The following is a 17,070-nucleotide window of genomic DNA, read 5'->3' as shown; positions in this document are numbered from 1 at the left end:
ACTGATTTCTGCCGACGATTGAAATCAACAGGAGGGTTTGCATATCCTCCTTTTTATTATATTGTCCGTAACCAGTTACGTAATTAGTTTTGTTGGCTGCTGTTGTGCTGATTGTTTGGGTATTAGGTGATATGGATTACATGAAAAGTTTTGGCTCGTTGTCGCTTGGCAGTCGGTTGAAACGGTTGTCGGATAGGTTAGTTCAGGATGTTATTCGGCTCTACCAGAGTCAGGGGATTAATCTTAACCCGAGTTTTTTTCCGTTGTTTAATATGCTACATCAGCGGGGAGAGATGACGGTGACCGAAGCGGCAGATAAGCTGGCGGTGAGTCATCCGGCGATCAGTAAACTTGCTCGTAAGATGCAGCAGGAAGGTTGGCTGAGTAAAACCGCGGATCCGAATGATGAACGACGGCAACTGCTGGCATTAACCGCACAGAGCAAAACGTTATTGGAGCAGATCGCACCGGTTTGGCAGGCGATTGAAACCCATCTTGATGGTTTGATCGAGGCGCAACAACACCCGTTGCTGGATTCGCTGGCTGAGTTTGAAGCCTTGCTCACTGAACAGGGTTTCTATGCGCCGGTGTTGCAACAGTTAACACGACGTCATGAGAGTGAAGAGGTGGTTATTACGGGCTGGGATGAGGGCTGTCGCGAGGCATTCAAACGGCTCAACTTGGCTTGGCTGACGCACTATTTTGACGCTGAGCTGACCCCGAGGGACAGTGAGGCTTTGGATAATCCTGAAGGCTATTACCTCGCTCGGGGTGGCTATATCTGGTTTGCCCGCCATCAATTGGATAATCAGGTGGTTGGCTGCGTTGCACTGGCTCGGCACAGTGACGGTCGGTATGAAATTTCTAAAATGGGTGTGGATGATGCTTGGCAAGGCGTGGGTGTAGGCCGGCGGTTATTGATGGCTGCGCTAGATAAGGCGCGAGAACTCGGTGCCGCAGAGGTGTTTCTGGAAACCTCGAGTAAGCTTGATAGAGCATTACAGCTTTATCGTCATATGGGCTTTAGGTTGGCTCCACATCCTAGGGGCGTCTCTTATTACAATAGAGCTGATTTCTACATGAGGTTGAGTTTGTGAATAGCGGTGCAGTGATGAAACAGGATAGCCGTACCGTCAAGCGGCGAGAAATGTTAGCAGGGGCTAAGGCAACCCTGCCTTTAATTATTGGCGCGATTCCGTTTGGGATTATTTTCGGTACATTGGCGGGCCCCAGTGGTTTGTCGGTATGGGGCGCATTGGCGATGTCGGTAGTGGTCTATGCAGGTTCGTCTCAGTTTATCGCTTTGGGTTTGATGGCTGCAGGCGCGGCGATTCCTGTGATTATTGCCACTACCTTTGTAGTGAATCTACGACATATTCTCTATGCTGCGAATCTGGTGCCTAAGGTGGCGCATCTGCCCCATCGTTGGCGTGTGATGATGGCGTTTGGTTTGACCGATGAAACCTTCGCCGCCGTCAGTAACCGTTTTATGCTGCAGCAGAATACCGATTACGCACACTGGTTCTATCTCGGTTCTTGGGTGGCGATGTATGGTAATTGGATACTTTGCACCGGTTTAGGGATCGCTTTAGGTAAGACGTTTCCCGATATGACCGATTGGGGGTTGGATTTCGCCATGTCGGTTACTTTTATCGGGATGGTGGTGCCCTATCTAAAGAATAAGCCGATGTGGGGGGCGGTGATTGTCTCTGGCGCGATAGCGATGGCAACCATTGGTATGCCTCATAAATTGGGATTAATCGTCGCTGCGTTATGCGGTATTGCTACCGGACTCTCCTTGCATCTATTACTCAAACATGAACCTGCAAAGGCGGTGGTCGATGACTGAGTTTCTTCTTATTGCTGGGATGTTTGTAGCGACCTTTAGTGTTCGTTATGTCTTGTTTGCGGTTGCAGGGCGAGTGCGCTTTCCTCCTTGGTTGACTACGAGTTTGAGCTTTGTGCCGCCTGCGGTGCTCACCGCGATCATTGTGCCAGCGGTGCTTTTGCCCCGTGGCGAGCTTTGGTTAGGGTTTGATAATCCTTGGTTGTTATCTGGGCTTTTTGCGGTATTGGTATCGTTTTGGCGCCGAGACTTATTAACCACCATCGTATTGGGTATGCTCTGCTTTATGCTGCTGCGGTTCGGCTTAGGTCTATAACGCTGAGCGATTGTCTGACCTATCGGGTGGGAGGTGGTTAGCCAGATTTGAGTAAAACTGCATAACGACCTTCCAGGCAGATCTTTATGCGATGTTCATCATTAAGCTGTAACCCTCCCCGTTACAGCGGTTCATGGGGTATATTCCGTAGGTTGGCATATAACTTGTAAACTGATAACAAAGCCAACATAGATGAAAGCAGAGGCGGGTTATCATTATTTCAGCTATCAATATTCAGGTTAGTGGACAGGTGCAGGGGGTCGGTTTTCGGCCCTTTGTGTATAACCTTGCCCGCCGACTTAAGCTGAAGGGGACGGTGGCTAACTCTGCTTTTGGTGTCGATATCTTTGTCGAGGGCGAGGTTGCTGTTCTTGAACAATTCCAGCAGTTGCTCGAGCGTGAGCAGCCAACCATGTCATTGATCGATCAAATACAGGTTGATCAGACCGAGCAACAGCACTGTTCTGATTTTACGATTATCCATACACAAGGTGGAGACTTAACGGTAGGGGCGACACCCGATGCTGCTGTTTGTTCTGATTGTCTCTATGAACTGTTTGATGTGGCTAATCGACGCTATTACTACCCCTTTATTAACTGTACTAACTGTGGCCCCCGTTACAGTATTATCCGCGCGCTACCTTATGATCGGCTAACGACAACGATGTCAGGTTTTACGCTCTGTCAGGATTGTCGGGATGAATATACCTCGCCGGTTAACCGTCGTTTTCATGCTCAACCGAATGCCTGTGCAGAGTGCGGTCCCCAGCTAAGTTTTGCTGATGCGAAGGGTGAGCGGCAAGCGGTTGAGCCGCTGAGTACCGCCGTGGCGCTCATTCAGCAGGGGAAGATTGTTGCGGTGAAAGGGATCGGCGGCTTTCACCTGCTGTGTGATGCTCATAATCCTGCGGCGGTGGCACGACTTCGACAGCGAAAACAGCGGCCGACAAAGCCTTTTGCCGTGATGGGTCTGAACTCTCAGTCATTGCGCGCGATTGTGCAGTTGAATGATGCCCGCGAGCAACGGTTACAGGCACAGGATGCACCGGTCTTGCTCTGTCCTGTGAACGCTGAGTTACCCGGTATCGCGCCAAAACTGGCTTGGTGTGGTGTTATGCTGCCCCATACGCCGATTCACTACCTGTTGCTACACGGTCTATGTGGTTCTCCGAAGGGAAGTGATTGGTTGAATCAAGCACAAACACCGTTGTTAGTGATGACCAGTGCTAACCGTAGTGGTAACCCGTTGGTCACAGATAATCAGCAGGCGCTGCAGACGTTACAGGGTATTGCCGATGGCTTTGTGTTGCATGATCGGGATATTCAGATCCGTTGTGATGATTCGGTCGTTAATGGTTTATCGGATGAGATGCCGTTGATCCGCCGAGGCCGTGGGCTGGCACCACAGGTGATACGGCTACCGCAAAGCGGCCCGTCGACATTGGCGGTAGGCGCGTTTTTTAAGAATACGCTCTGTATCACTCAAGGCGATAAAGCCTATGTCTCACAGTATATCGGTGATCTAGATAATCCTGATTGCTGTCAGGCACTGACGGAACTGACTAAACATCTCACGCAACTGTTAGCTATAACGCCGCAACAGGTGGTATGTGATCTACACCCGGATTTTTACAGTAGCCGCTTTGCACGAGAATATGCGCAACAGCACGCTATTCCTCTCTATTCAGTACAGCATCATCATGCGCATATCGCCTCAGTGATGGCAGAGCATCGTCTATGTGAACCCGTATTGGGCTTAGTGTTGGACGGCCTAGGGCTTGGTGCTGACAATCAACTCTGGGGGGGCGAACTGATGCGAGTGGAGGGGCATCAATACCATCGGCTAGGACATCTGCCTGAACAGGCTTTGCCTGGTGGTGATCGGGCGGCCAGCGAACCTTGGCGTTCGGCTGCCGCGGTATTGTATCAGTTGCAGCGCGGGGCTGAGATTCCCCACCGTTTTCATCAACCGGCGGCGCTGACTGTTAAGCAGATGTTAAAGCAGAACTTTAATTGCCCGTTGACCAGTAGTGCCGGTCGTTTGTTCGATGCGGTGGCGTCACTGTTAGGCATCTGTCATAACAATAGCTTTGAAGCGGAGGCCGCGATGCAGTTGGAGGCCAGTGCATACCGTTATCTACAACACCATGATTGGCCCGAGCTGCCGGCGATGATCGATTTCAGTGATACCGGCCAGCCTGTATTGCTACGTTTGCTAGAGGTGTTAGCCGATGTCGAAGATCCCGCCTGGGGCGCAGCATTGTTTCATCGACAGCTGATTGATGGCTTGAGTCGTTGGGTGGTGTGCCACAGCCGCCGGACGAATCTTTCCGTCGTGGTCTTGGCGGGCGGGTGTTTTCTTAATCAGTTGCTGCGTCAAGGCGTAACCAAACAGTTACAGCAAGCGGGATTAACGGTTTATAACGCAGCATTACTGCCCTGCAACGATGCCGGTATTAGCCTAGGACAGGCTCAGATAGCACAGCGGTTGGCAGGCGAAAACAACAATGAAAAACAAGTGGTAAAGGGGTTATTCCAATGTGTTTAGCAATACCCGTACAGGTGGTTGAAATTCTTGATGCAGAAACGGCCATCGCCGATATTGGTGGGGTGCGTAAAGAGATCAATATTGCACTGATTGCTGATCTGGTTGAAGGCGATTATGTGATTCTCCATGTAGGCTATGCGTTGAATAAAATCGATCCAGAAGAGGCGGCCAAAACCCTCGCGCTATTTGCCGAACTGGGTGAGTTGGATGCGGCAATGAGTGATAATCAGCAGGTGATCTCATGAAATATGTCGAAGAATATCGAGATGGCAAACTGGCCCGTGAGATAGCCGAGCGGATTCGTCAGGAAGCACAGCCGACACGGGAATATAACCTAATGGAGTTTTGTGGTGGGCATACCCACGCGATCTTCCGCTACGGTATTCCGGATCTGCTGCCGGATAATGTCAACATGATTCATGGCCCAGGCTGTCCGGTGTGTGTATTGCCGATCAGCCGCTTGGATATGGCAATAGAGTTGGCTGTTAGCCATGGGGTTATTCTTTGTTCTTACGGCGATATGATGCGGGTGCCGGGCTCACGGAAACGTAATCTATTAAAAGCTCGGGCGGCCGGGGCCGATGTGCGTATGGTCTATTCCTGTATGGATGCCTTAAAACTAGCGCAAGATAACCCTGACCGAGAGGTGGTGTTTTTTGCCATCGGCTTTGAAACGACGACGCCACCGACGGCTTTGGTGATCCATCAGGCGAAGAAGCTTGGGCTGACCAATTTCACCGTTTTCTGTAACCATGTGCTTACGCCCGCTGCCATCAGCAGTATTCTCGATTCCCCAGAAGCGGGTGAGCTAGGTTTGTTATCGCTGGATGGTTTTGTCGGCCCAGCCCATGTCAGTACCGTTATCGGTAGCCAACCCTACGAGCGCTTTGCCACCGACTACAACAAGTCGATTGTGATTGCCGGTTTCGAACCTTTGGATCTGCTACAAGCGATCCTCATGTTGATACGTCAGTTAAATGATGGACGCGCCGAGGTCGAAAATGAGTTTTCCCGCGCGGTCAGTCGAGAGGGTAATGAACGGGCCAAGGATATTGTCGATAAAACCTTTGCCATGCGTGATGCTTTCGAATGGCGTGGATTAGGTCTTGTGCCACACAGTGCATTGAAAATCCGGCCTGAATTTTCTCAGTTTGATGCGGAAATACGCTTTCCGGTGGAATACCGTAGTTCGGCGGAAAACTCTGCCTGTGAATGCGGCGCGATTCTGCATGGGGTGAAATCGCCTCGTGACTGTACGCTGTTTGGTGGTGCCTGTACGCCAGAAAACCCATTAGGCCCCTGTATGGTCTCAAGTGAAGGCGCTTGTGCCGCTTATTATAGTTATGGCCGTCATCAGGAATCGTTGATTAATACGGCTAGTGTTGAATAAACCTTAACGTAGCATTGAGTTGACAGCACTGAGTTTAGAGCCCTGAACCTAGATAATAGGTCGCCGAGCAGTAAAGGAAATACAATGACCAAACGAACTGAATATAGCCATCAGTTGGATCTACAGCATGGTCGAGTAGAGATGGCCCATGGCGGTGGCGGTAAAGCCATGGCACAGTTGATTGATGAGCTGTTTTTGCAGGCTTTTTCTAACCCTTGGTTAGAGCAGATGAATGATCAAGCCTGCTTTAATCTACCGCCGGGCCGAGTCGTGATGGCCACCGATAGCCATGTGATCTCGCCACTATTTTTCCCCGGTGGCGATATAGGCGCACTGTCTGTGCATGGCACGGTTAATGATGTGGCGATGTCCGGCGCCGTCCCTAAGTTTCTCTCTGCCGGTTTTATCCTTGAAGAGGGGTTTGCGCTGGTGGATCTGCAACGCATTGTCATCTCCATGGCACAAGCGGCCGAAGTCGCCGGTGTCGCCATTGTGACCGGCGATACCAAAGTGGTGGAGCGAGGCAAAGGCGACGGCTGCTTTATCAATACCACCGGTATCGGTGTAGTGCCCGAAGGTCTCAACCTGTCGGGTAATCGAGTGCAGCCGGGGGATAAAGTACTGCTGTCTGGTACCTTAGGGGATCATGGTGTCGCCATCATGTCCCTACGAGAAGGGCTGACCTTTGAAACCTCCATAGAATCTGATAGCCAAGCGTTACATGATTTGGTGGCGGCCATGGTAACCGAGGTGCCACAGATTCATTGTATGCGTGATCCAACTCGCGGCGGGCTGGCAGCGACTCTGAATGAGATCGCCCAAAGCAGTGGGGTAGGCGTGTCTATTTATGAAGCAAATATGCCAATCAAACCACAGGTTAGCGCCGCCTGTGAATTTCTTGGGCTCGATCCCCTCTATGTTGCCAATGAAGGTAAACTGGTCGCCTTCTGCCCGGCGGTCAAGGCGGAACAGCTTCTGGCCGTGATGCGACAACACCCGCAAGGCACAGAAGCCGCTATCATCGGTGAAGTGACCGCCGATCCCCTCAAGTTTGTGCAGATGGAGACGGTGTTTGGTGGCAAGCGGATGGTGGATTGGATGTCGGCTGAGCAACTGCCTCGCATCTGCTGAGGCTCTGCATGGAAACGGCATGCTGCGTTTACGCTCGCTCGTGTAAGAGAGCTACACGTCGCTCGCTAAGCCTTGCCTGCCGCTCCCATGCAAAGCCTCAGGCTATGATATTAAAACCATGCATTGTTTAAACTCGTTTGTGTAAGAGAGAGTGACACGTCGCTTGCTAAGCCTTGCCTGCCGCTCCCATGCAAAGCCTCAGGCTATGATATTAAAACCATGCATTGTTTAAACTCGTTTGTGTAAGAGAGAGTGACGCATCGCTCGTTAAGCCTTGCCTGCCGATCCCATGCAAAGTCTCAGGCTATGATATTAAAACCGTGCATTGTTTAAGCTCGTTTGTGTAAGAGAGAAAGCTACACGTTGTTCGCTAAGCCTTGCCTACCGCTCCCATGTAAAGCCCCAGGTTTTAAGGTGATGGGCATGATCAGTAAGAAAGCGAGTTGAGTTTATGTTGCTCGTGTAAGAGAGAGATCCACAGGTCCCACGCTAAGGCTACGCAGAGGTTTTTACTTTCGATTTATACCTCTTGTTGAGTCGCATGATTCTACAGAGGAGAATCTGCTATTCTTGTGCATTACTTCTTTGTTGGGCGACAGTCATAGGTGTTGGGTTATGAGATTAATCGTATTGATGGTTGTGGTACTGATTATTGGCTTGCTGACCGTTCAGCAGATGGCTCCTAATACTGAGTCCTCTTCGACATCAGTAGAGCCGAATGCTACAAATGGCAACTCAGAAATTCCTGCGGTACCGACTCGTCCAAGTGAGGTTAAGCAGTTTGGAAAAGATATGGATCAGTACATACAGGACGAGATGGCGAAAAGGGTGGAGGCGATGGAGGCGGCTACAAAGCAGTAATAATGCGGCTCTGGGTTCTATAAATGTTTCAACCAATTGTGAGTATTATCGGTTTGCTAGGCGCTGTTTCGCTTTCTTTATCGTATGAAATACTGGATGATCTGTTTTTATGTAATATCGGTGTCACTCGGCACTCAATCACATCTTTATAGGTAACGGTTATGATTCAAGTAGGTGATAAAATCCCAGCGGTCAGTGTTAGCACTATCTTCGCGGGTGAGACAGCGGCGGTCAGTACTGAACAACTTTTTGCAGGTAAGAAAGTCGTGTTATTTGCCCTGCCGGGAGCGTTTACGCCCACGTGTTCATCATCCCATCTGCCGGGTTATATCGTTAAAGCGGATGATATTTTCAGCAAAGGTGTTGATCTAATTGCCTGTCTATCGGTAAACGATGCGTTTGTGATGAAAGCTTGGGCTGAGTCGCAAAATGCTGAACAGATTACCATGGTCGCTGATGGTGGTGCTGAGCTGACTAAGGCGTTAGGGCTAGAGATGGATAGCGGTTCGTTTGGTGGTGTGCGTTCACGTCGCTATGCGATGATTGTTGAAGACGGTGTAGTTACTGCCCTCAATGTTGAAGAGCCCAAAACGTTTGAAGTCAGTAGCGCCGAAGCTATACTTGAATTGCTCTGAAACGATTCAGTTTAGTTTTTTGTCAGTGGTCAATACGTAAAGGTTTGTGGAAGAATTATGCAAGATGTAATTGATGCGATACGTGACGCTAATATTGATGTTGTAACTCCTTTAGAACTGCCGGATTTTGATGATGTAGTGGCGGCAGAGGAAGAGATCTGTGTGCCGCTTTATCCGGATTTTAAAGAGTTTCTCTTGACGGTGAGTGATGTTATCTGTGGTTCCATTGAACCGGTAACAGTGGCTGATCCATCTTCCCATACCCATCTGCCGGAAGTGGCCGCTTATGCTTGGTCGATCGGCTTATCCCGTGAACAGACGCCGATTTGTGCCCATGATGGAGGTTTTTATGCCGTCACTATCGACGGTACAGTGGTCTATTGGACACCCGAGAGCGGTGAAGTAGAGGAATGGACAACTATTTGGGAGTGGGTTAGGGAAGTTTGGTTAGTTAGTTGATTTTTAAGCATTATTTTATAAAAAACGGTTCCTAGGAACCGTTTTTTTAGGTTGATTTTAGGGCGATCTCCTGTGCTTGGCTGGCTTTGAGTATCAGAATCATACCTGCACCTAACACGGAAACAGCGGCGGCAATATAGAGTGAATCGGCATAGCTACCGCCGCTGTCCGCGATAATACCGGCAATGGCGGGGGCGCCGATCTGTGCAATGCCGTAGAGTAAGGTGAGTTTACCCATCAATTTCGCGGGTTTTGTGGGATAAAAACTTCCTGCCATCGCTAACACTATGCTGACGATACCGATAAAACTTCCGCCGTAGAGTATGGCACTGACAAGTACGACCCACAGGTTATCACTTACCACCGGCAGGATAATGCCGACAATCTGAATTAAGAAAGCCAATAACAGAGCATTCAATGCACCCTGGTGACGGGCGAATCTATCCCACAGAATAACGGCTGGAGTGGCACTCAGACCGACAAAAATCCAGACGATTTGGCCATCACCTTGTAGGCCTGGCTGAGCTTCGACAATAGCCACTAGAAAGGTGGCACTGATTACGTAGGCATAACCTGCACAGAAATACATCACTCCCAGCAGCAACAACCAGCGGCGACTAGGAGGATTGTCTTCTAGTGGTATGCCTGCTTTTGTTTGATGACTGGTATCGGGGCGGGGTAACCAACGCCACGCGGGAATGGCGATTAGCGAACCGAGAATACCGACGGCGAGCCATTGCTCTTGCCAGTCAAGCTGGCCGATCATTAGTTCGGCCGCTAGGCCACTGACGATAATACCCAGACCTGCGCCGGCATAGTGAATACCAAGTTCTGGCCGGTGACCATGACGCAATAACCAGTTCATGATTAAGCCTGCACTGATTAACATGCCACTGGCACTGCTAAGCCCAGAGAAGAACCGCAGAACGCCCCATAGCCAGATGTTATCGGTAAACGCCATCCCGAGGGTGGTAATCACCGCCGTAATCAGACCCGCACGATAGAGGATATCCTTGATTTTTAAATTGCCGACGGTGGCCGCTAATACTGCACCGCACATGTAACCGATGTAGTTGATGGTGGCTAAATAGCCGCCGGCCAGATCACTGAGTCCCGCTTCAGACTGCATGACCGGTAGCAGGGTGGTATAGCAAAAGCGTGCGATGCCGATTGTTAGAATAAGTCCGAGCAAGCCCGAACCCAGCACCTTGAGGTGCTGTTTGTCATCCGTGGTTCCCATTAACTAATCGCCTATTATTGTTATATAAGTAAGCGTATATATTTATATAATTCTTTACAAACGAATAATTTAGATATTAATGTTCTGTTATTGAGAATAGATTGTTCGGTCATCGATCATCTATCGTTATGGGTTATGGAGGCAATAGTGGAAATAGTCGCACTGAAAACGTTTGAAAAAGTGGCCAAAGAGGGCGGTATTTTAGCAGCAGCAAAACAGCTGAATACGGTGCAGTCTAATGTCACCACGCGTATCCAGCGTTTAGAAGAGGAGCTGGGTACTCAACTGTTTTCACGCAAGGGGCGGGGACTTGAATTAACCAGCCCAGGGCGCGTGCTGCTGGAATATGCCGAACAGATTTTACAGTTGGAGCGTCAAGCGGGTGTCGCCGTTAGACTGGCGGGAAAAGGCGCAGCTGAAATCAAAATTGGCGCGATGGAAACCTTCACGGCAACCCATCTACCGCCATTACTCGGAGCACTTCGAGAGTGTTGCCCTAAATTGAAACCACAAGTGATGGCGGCGACCACCGCTGAATTAGTTCGCGCAGTGCTAGATCACCACGTTGACTGTGCTTTCGTGGCTGGGCCAATTAGCCATCCCGATTTGATGAGTATGGATGTATTAAATCAGGAGTTGGTGTTAGTTCAGCCTAAAAATCTGATCCCTGCTGATAATCTGGTGCTATTTCGAGAGGGTTGTGTTTATCGCAGCAAAGCGTTGCAGTGGGCGCGTGACTATCAGGATAACCGTTATGGTTTAAGCGAACTGGGAACCCTAGAGGGTATTCTCGGCTGTGTTGCCCAAGGGCTAGGCGTTACCCTGATGCCACGCAATGTGGTTGAATTATCGTTCTATCGTGAACACTTGACGTTAGACGTATTACCCGCTGAACTGGCCATCGTGCCTACGGTTTTGATCCGTCACCGTAGTACACCGAGACTGAAAGTCATTGAATCTTTATTGGCCTCATTGCGTTGGCTACCGGATCAAACCGCGGCGGGATAAGCAATGATGACCGGCTAATATCGCACGGTTTATAAGGAGTGGCGGCTAGCATCAGAGTTGATTGGCTTTACGGTAATTTCCCTGATAATCAAAGATTCGCTCCTGAATACGCCAGAACTGTCCCGATTTACGTGCGACCACAAAATCTGGGGCGGTAAACAGTGTAGCGACCGCTAATATCTCTTCGATCGAATTAAATTGTCGAGGTGATAGGCTTTGGCCAAAGCGGCGGCCGAAGAGATCGTTAAAGCGTTTGCGTTGAGGCTGCTTTTGCAGATCAAACTGTTCGCTTAGCTCTTCACCTTGTTCATCGTGATAGATGATCTTTAATTTGCCGTTGGCGTCGGTCATTGAGATACCAGCACAGCGGATCACACGGGCATCTTTGAGTTTAAGCGCAGCTTTGAGTTGATCATCAGGATCGATAATGGCGTGGCCGCATTGGTGACAGTTGCGGGCAGCGATATCGTTTTCGGCGTTGCACTGGGGGCACTCTTTAAAGCGAAAACGATAGTCGCACTGGGTCATTACGCCATTTTTTCCCGCCAGTGTACCCTGGCAGCGTCGGCCAAAGTGTTCGATTACATGACCTTCGTCGTCTGTTTTACCCCAGAAAATATTGGCAAATTCACAGGCGGGGCAAAACACCTGAACGGGGACACTACTGCTATCGGGTTTTGGCTGCCCTACTTCTGGGGCAAACAGGTTAAAGCCGTTACCGGCATAATCCATTACTAGACAATCCTCTTTGCCTTCAGCGAGTCTGAGTCCTCGGCCGACGATCTGTTGGAACAGCGATACCGACTGAGTGGGCCTTAGTATTGCGATAAAGTCGACATGGGGGGCATCGAAGCCGGTGGTGAGGACGGCGACATTGACGAGGTACTTAATTTTTTTCTGTTTAAACCGCTCAATCAGCTCATCCCGTTCACTATTGGCCGTGGCACCGGTGATCAGTGCGGTGGCTTGGTCAGGCAGATAACCACAGATTTCGTGGGCATGTTTGACGGTAGCGGCAAAGACCATCACCCCTTGGCGTTCAGCTGCCAGCACTTCGATTTGCTCACAGATGGCTTGAGTGACTCTAGGGTGGCTCACCAATAGTTGATTAACCTCTGTTTCAGCATAACCGCCAAAACGGTTGGCATTGAGTGCCGAAAAATCATACTGAGCGATGGGAGCATCCACCATACGAGGGGGTGTGAGGAAACCTCGTTTAATCATATATTGCAGAGGAAGTTCGTAGATACAGTGTTCGAAAGGCCGAGGTTCACTGCTGCGACAGAAGCCTCGATAATGATAACGATAAATCCAGCCCATGCCCATGCGGTAAGGGGTAGCGGTTAAGCCGAGTAGTTTTAGTTGGGGGTTAAAGGTTCTCAGCTGTGTGAATATTTGTTGATACTGACTGTTTTCATCTTCACTGATGCGATGACATTCATCGATAATCACTAATGAATGTTCGGTGGCAAAATCTTGTAGGTTACGTACGACCGATTGAACACTGGCAAATGTGACTTGGTGGTGATTTTGTTTTTGTTTCAAACCGGCGGAGTAGAGGCCTCCCTGTAAGCCATAGCTGAGGTATTTATTATGATTTTGCTCGACAAGCTCTTTCACGTGAGCGAGCACTAAAATTTTACGGCGGGCTAGCCGAGCGAGTTCAGCTATCACTAAGCTTTTACCGGCCCCAGTGGGTAATACGATTACCGCTGGCGCATCACTTTGGCGGAAATGAGTCAGTGTCGCCTCAACCGCATCCCGTTGGTAGTCACGTAGTTGGAACTTAGTTTGCATAATGCTGCTCTGGGTTGAACTTAATCATGCGCCGGATGGGTGGGCGAGTTAAACAGATGGGCGTCGAGCTGACTCGATTTAGAATATCCGCTTTTATGATCGTTTTTACTGTGTTGATGGGGCTCGTCATACGACTATTGTAGCGTGTAAATACGCGATTTAAACGGGCTATTTCAAACAGGTTATGAGATATTCCTTCCAGCAGAATAGGGGTGGATCAGAATTAATTCTGATAGAACTGTTTTATGCGTCTATTCTGAAGTAAAGGTTTCAAAAAACACTGCTTAAAACCAAAAGAGGAAATAGCAATGGATCTATCTTTTATCGATGTTTACATCATCCCATGGGTTATCAATATCGCGATGGCCGCGGCTATTTTTATCGTCGGTCGGATGATTTCAAAATTCCTAGTTAAAATGCTGGGTAAAGTCCTCCGTAAAGGAAAAATGGAAGACATACTGGTTAACTTTATCAGTGCTATTGCCAATATTTTGTTGTTGCTGGTTGTGGTTGTCGCGTCGTTAGATCAATTGGGTGTCGATACTACCTCAATGATCGCCTTGGTGGGTGCGGCTGGTTTGGCGGTTGGCTTGGCGTTGCAGGGTTCACTGCAAAACTTTGCTGCCGGTGTGATGTTGATTATCTTCCGTCCGTTTAAAGAGGGCGACTTTGTTGAAGCGGCCGGTGTTGCCGGTGTGGTTGAACAGATTAGTATCTTCAACACCGTGATGCGTACTGGGGATAACAAAGAAGTTATCGTACCTAATGGCAATATCTACAGCGGTGTTATTACCAACTATTCTGCGCGTGATACACGTCGTGTAGATATGGTATTCGGTATCGGTTATGGCGATGATTTGAAAAAAGCAAAAGCATTGCTTGAAGAGATCGTCACCAGTGATGAGCGTGTACTGCAAGATCCTGCACCGGTGATTGCCGTTTCTGAACTGGCTGATAGCAGTGTTAACTTTGTGGTTCGTCCATGGGTTAATGCCGCTGATTACTGGGCTGTTAAGTTTGACACCACTGAAAGCGTTAAACTGCGTTTTGATCAGGAAGGTATTTCTATTCCGTTCCCGCAGATGGATGTTCATCAGTACAAGCACGAAAGCGAATAAATCGATCTAAACGATTGATAGTCAGAAACAGCCGCATTTGCGGCTGTTTTTATATCAGGCGACTGTTGATATTGGTTAGCTGTCGTCTAGTGACTTTTTAGTCTCCAGTGATTTTTTTATCTCTAGAGGATTGCCAACGTCCAGCTCCGTTTCAATCTCAATTGTGTCTTCTAGTTGCCGTTTCAACGCTTCGTTTTCTTGACGAGTCTTCTGTGTTTCAAGGCGGTAACGAAAGATATCCTGAACCCGTGTTTCCAGTTTCTCCTCTAACGCTTCAATACGTTTATCCTGCAGCCTAATAATGTGCTCATATTTTTTGACTTTGTTCTGCAAACTATTGATCAGGCCGTAGTTCTGCATACCTGTTTGTGGATTTCCCATGTTTTCATGATCGGGATGATGTTGTTGGCTCAGCTCGGTAACGAGATGTTTGTACAATGATTTAAGGTCGGCTGACTCTCGGGTGTTGTAGCGGATGTTGTTTTCCACCGCTTTATGGGCACTGGCTGAGCCAATAGAACCGGCGAGTGTATGTTCGAGCAGGCGGTGAAACTCCAGTAACTCGATAATGGCAATATGGGTTTTTCCGGTGACCTGTAGATCTTCAGTAATTTGAGTCAGGGCTGCTTTGGCTTTTTCATTACTGAGATAACCTTCCAGCAACGTGCGAGCTTCGTCGAGTTTCTCATTCAGTGAGATATAGCGATCTAAACCGGCGGGGCGAGCTGTTCGAACGGGTGAGGGGCGCATGGCACTGAGAAATTCAGTGGATAGATTTCGCTCGGCTTTATGGGGGCTGTAGAGCAGTGAGCCGAGAATATAGAAGCTGATATTAACCAGTAGTGTCCAGAATACGCTATGAGGAATTGAGCCAATATCATCAAAACCGAATAGGGCTTCGGGCCGCAGTAATGAGAAGCCGAACAATCCTTCCTGTAGAATGGTTTTATCTAACCAGCCGTGTTCGATGAATGCCGGGATCAGCAGGGTATAACCCCACATGATAAAACCCGTTAGTAAGCCAGCCAACGCGCCGGCGCTATTACCGCGGCGCCAGAACATTCCGCCTAACAGGGCGGGTGAAAATTGTAAAACGGCGACAAATGAGATTAAGCCGATGGCGACTAAAATATAGGAATCGCTGAATAGGATGGCAAAACCATAACTGCCCAGTAGAATCAGCGCGGCTAATAACCAACGAATCTGTAAGAGAAAAGGTTTAATAAATTCGCAGGAGGGCATTCTTTCAATGATGGGCAATATCAGATGATTAGAGGCCATGGTGGAAAGCGTCATGGTGGTGACGATAATCATGCCGGTGGCGGCCGAAAATCCGCCGATGAAGGCGAGTAGAGTTAGCCCATCATTACCCGCTAATTGGGGGAGCAATAGCACATAGAAGTCGGCGGAATCTTCTGGTAAACCTAATAGTAAACCACCGGCGGCAATGGGCACGACAAACAGGTTAATCAGAATCATATACAGCGGCAGTAGCCAGATCGCCGCTTTGATATGTTTGGGGTCGGCATTTTCCACCACCGCGACATGAAACATCCGCGGCAGGTTTTGAATGGCAGCAAAGCTGAGCACGATCAGCGTCAGCCACATGATCCCTGAGTCGCGGGCGCCACTGACCTGAATGACCCGCTCAAATCCTTGGTCAAATAGTTTTTCGGTAATATCATCAAAGCCATTAAACAGGCTAAAACTGACAAACAAGCCGACCGCGACAAAAGCAACTAACTTAACTAGGCATTCAACCGCCAATGCGGTCATCATCCCTTGATGTCGTTCAGTGGGGTCGAGCCGACGCATACCAAACATAATGGTAAAGGCGACCATAAAGAGAGTGATGATCAGGCCCGAGAGACCCCAGCCCATCGGAGAATTTTGTTGATCGGTAATGAGTTGAAATGAGCCTGCGATGGCTTTCAGTTGTAGTGCGATATAGGGGAGAACACCTAGCAGCGCCATCAGGGTGACTAGTGCGGCAATGGTTTCAGAACGGTTGTAACGGGTTGAGATGAAGTCTGCGATACTGGTGATACGGAAGGTCTCTTTGGCATACACCATACGTCGTAGTGTGACCCACCAGAAGGCGATGCCGAGTATCGCGCCGATGTAGACACCGAGAAACTGTAAGCCAGAGCTGGCAGCAAAGCCGACACTGCCATAAAAGGTCCACGAAGTGTGGTAGACCGCCAATGATAGACAATAAATCCAAGGTCCCTTGAAGCCCGCCCCGCGGCTACTGCGTCGTTCAACTATTTGCGCGATACCAAAGAGTACCGCCATATATAAAGTTACAGTGAGAATAACGGTCAGTGAGCTAAACATCCTTATCCTTTATATCAATAATTATGTCCGACAATGTTCATAAAGCAGATAGTTAAACGATGTTAACTAGGTCAGAGAAAAGCTGACCCTCAGGGCTTTAATTATGGTTCTGGGGCGTGATCCTCCGAGACTTTTTCTGTACTGCAACACACCGGCGGAACGGGATCAAAGCCGCCTGGATGACATGGATGACATTTTCCGATCCGTTTAAGGCCCAGCCAGCATCCCTTTAAAATACCATGGGTTTCAATTGCTTCAACCGTATACGTGGAACAGGTTGGATAGAACCTGCAGTTAGGCCCCAGAAGAGGACTGACCAAGTATTGATAAGTGCGGATTAAAAAGATAAAGCAGCGTCGTAGAATCATATAAGAAGTGTAGCGC

General features: G+C 49.0%; 16 protein-coding genes. 12 read left to right on the top strand and 4 right to left on the bottom strand.

Features of this window, described 5'->3' with window-relative positions; all coding sequences use genetic code 11:
- Window positions 1-104 precede the first annotated feature (104 nt).
- The 10 genes from KO512_RS10410 (at window position 105) to KO512_RS10365 (ending at window position 9,186) form a co-directional block, all read left to right on the top strand.
- The gene (locus KO512_RS10410) at window positions 105-1,097 is read left to right on the top strand and encodes a bifunctional helix-turn-helix transcriptional regulator/GNAT family N-acetyltransferase (protein ID WP_303492538.1); all 993 of its coding nucleotides are present in this window, start codon (window positions 105-107) and stop codon (window positions 1,095-1,097) included.
- Window positions 1,094-1,849: an AzlC family ABC transporter permease gene (locus tag KO512_RS10405; protein ID WP_303492536.1), complete on the top strand. Its 756-nt coding sequence runs from the start codon at window positions 1,094-1,096 to the stop codon at window positions 1,847-1,849. The genes KO512_RS10410 and KO512_RS10405 overlap by 4 nt, the downstream gene beginning before the upstream one ends.
- Complete coding sequence (locus KO512_RS10400; protein ID WP_215952287.1) at window positions 1,842-2,162, top strand: AzlD domain-containing protein; 321 nt, start codon at window positions 1,842-1,844, stop codon at window positions 2,160-2,162. The genes KO512_RS10405 and KO512_RS10400 overlap by 8 nt, the downstream gene beginning before the upstream one ends.
- A gap of 211 nt (window positions 2,163-2,373) precedes the next feature.
- Window positions 2,374-4,710 carry a carbamoyltransferase HypF gene (gene hypF, locus KO512_RS10395; protein WP_354667743.1) on the top strand — a complete coding sequence of 779 codons (2,337 nt, stop codon included), beginning with the start codon at window positions 2,374-2,376 and terminating at the stop codon, window positions 4,708-4,710.
- Window positions 4,701-4,955: a HypC/HybG/HupF family hydrogenase formation chaperone gene (locus tag KO512_RS10390; RefSeq protein WP_215952285.1), complete on the top strand. Its 255-nt coding sequence runs from the start codon at window positions 4,701-4,703 to the stop codon at window positions 4,953-4,955. The genes hypF and KO512_RS10390 overlap by 10 nt, the downstream gene beginning before the upstream one ends.
- Entirely contained in the window at window positions 4,952-6,100 is a 1,149-nt protein-coding gene (gene hypD, locus KO512_RS10385) for a hydrogenase formation protein HypD (RefSeq protein WP_215952284.1), read from the top strand. Before KO512_RS10390 ends, hypD begins: the two co-directional genes overlap by 4 nt.
- Before the next feature lie 84 nt (window positions 6,101-6,184).
- On the top strand, window positions 6,185-7,231 hold the full coding sequence (gene hypE / locus KO512_RS10380) for a hydrogenase expression/formation protein HypE (protein WP_215952283.1): 1,047 nt from the start codon (window positions 6,185-6,187) through the stop codon (window positions 7,229-7,231).
- A gap of 615 nt (window positions 7,232-7,846) precedes the next feature.
- Complete coding sequence (locus tag KO512_RS10375; RefSeq protein WP_215952282.1) at window positions 7,847-8,092, top strand: hypothetical protein; 246 nt, start codon at window positions 7,847-7,849, stop codon at window positions 8,090-8,092.
- A 161-nt stretch (window positions 8,093-8,253) separates the two neighbouring features.
- Window positions 8,254-8,727, top strand: coding sequence for a peroxiredoxin (locus tag KO512_RS10370; RefSeq protein ID WP_215952281.1), 474 nt, complete (start codon window positions 8,254-8,256; stop codon window positions 8,725-8,727).
- Window positions 8,728-8,784: 57 nt separating this feature from the next.
- Window positions 8,785-9,186, top strand: a complete 402-nt coding sequence (locus tag KO512_RS10365; protein WP_215952280.1) for an SMI1/KNR4 family protein — start codon at window positions 8,785-8,787, stop codon at window positions 9,184-9,186.
- Between the two features lie 46 nt (window positions 9,187-9,232).
- Here the strand turns inward: KO512_RS10365 and KO512_RS10360 are convergent, their stop codons facing one another.
- Window positions 9,233-10,426: a YbfB/YjiJ family MFS transporter gene (locus KO512_RS10360; RefSeq protein WP_215952279.1), complete on the bottom strand. Its 1,194-nt coding sequence runs from the start codon at window positions 10,424-10,426 to the stop codon at window positions 9,233-9,235.
- A 147-nt stretch (window positions 10,427-10,573) separates the two neighbouring features.
- On the opposite strand from KO512_RS10360, the gene KO512_RS10355 reads away from it, so the two are divergent.
- On the top strand, window positions 10,574-11,434 hold the full coding sequence (locus KO512_RS10355; RefSeq protein WP_215952278.1) for a LysR family transcriptional regulator: 861 nt from the start codon (window positions 10,574-10,576) through the stop codon (window positions 11,432-11,434).
- A gap of 51 nt (window positions 11,435-11,485) precedes the next feature.
- Here the strand turns inward: KO512_RS10355 and KO512_RS10350 are convergent, their stop codons facing one another.
- The gene (locus KO512_RS10350; RefSeq protein WP_215952277.1) at window positions 11,486-13,231 is read right to left on the bottom strand and encodes a DEAD/DEAH box helicase; all 1,746 of its coding nucleotides are present in this window, start codon (window positions 13,229-13,231) and stop codon (window positions 11,486-11,488) included.
- Between the two features lie 308 nt (window positions 13,232-13,539).
- Here KO512_RS10350 and KO512_RS10345 point away from each other — a divergent pair, with 308 nt between their 5' ends.
- Window positions 13,540-14,349: a mechanosensitive ion channel family protein gene (locus tag KO512_RS10345; RefSeq protein WP_215952276.1), complete on the top strand. Its 810-nt coding sequence runs from the start codon at window positions 13,540-13,542 to the stop codon at window positions 14,347-14,349.
- Window positions 14,350-14,424: 75 nt separating this feature from the next.
- Here KO512_RS10345 and KO512_RS10340 read toward each other — a convergent pair whose 3' ends face one another.
- Together KO512_RS10340 and yidD are read right to left on the bottom strand one after the other, a co-directional pair.
- Entirely contained in the window at window positions 14,425-16,686 is a 2,262-nt protein-coding gene (locus KO512_RS10340) for a sodium:solute symporter family protein (protein ID WP_215952275.1), read from the bottom strand.
- A 101-nt stretch (window positions 16,687-16,787) separates the two neighbouring features.
- The gene (gene yidD / locus KO512_RS10335) at window positions 16,788-17,054 is read right to left on the bottom strand and encodes a membrane protein insertion efficiency factor YidD (RefSeq protein ID WP_215952274.1); all 267 of its coding nucleotides are present in this window, start codon (window positions 17,052-17,054) and stop codon (window positions 16,788-16,790) included.
- Window positions 17,055-17,070 lie beyond the last annotated feature (16 nt).

Source organism: Amphritea atlantica (genome assembly GCF_018860855.1).
Lineage (GTDB): Bacteria > Pseudomonadota > Gammaproteobacteria > Pseudomonadales > Balneatricaceae > Amphritea > Amphritea atlantica_A.
This window is presented reverse-complemented; position numbering and strand designations above follow the sequence as displayed.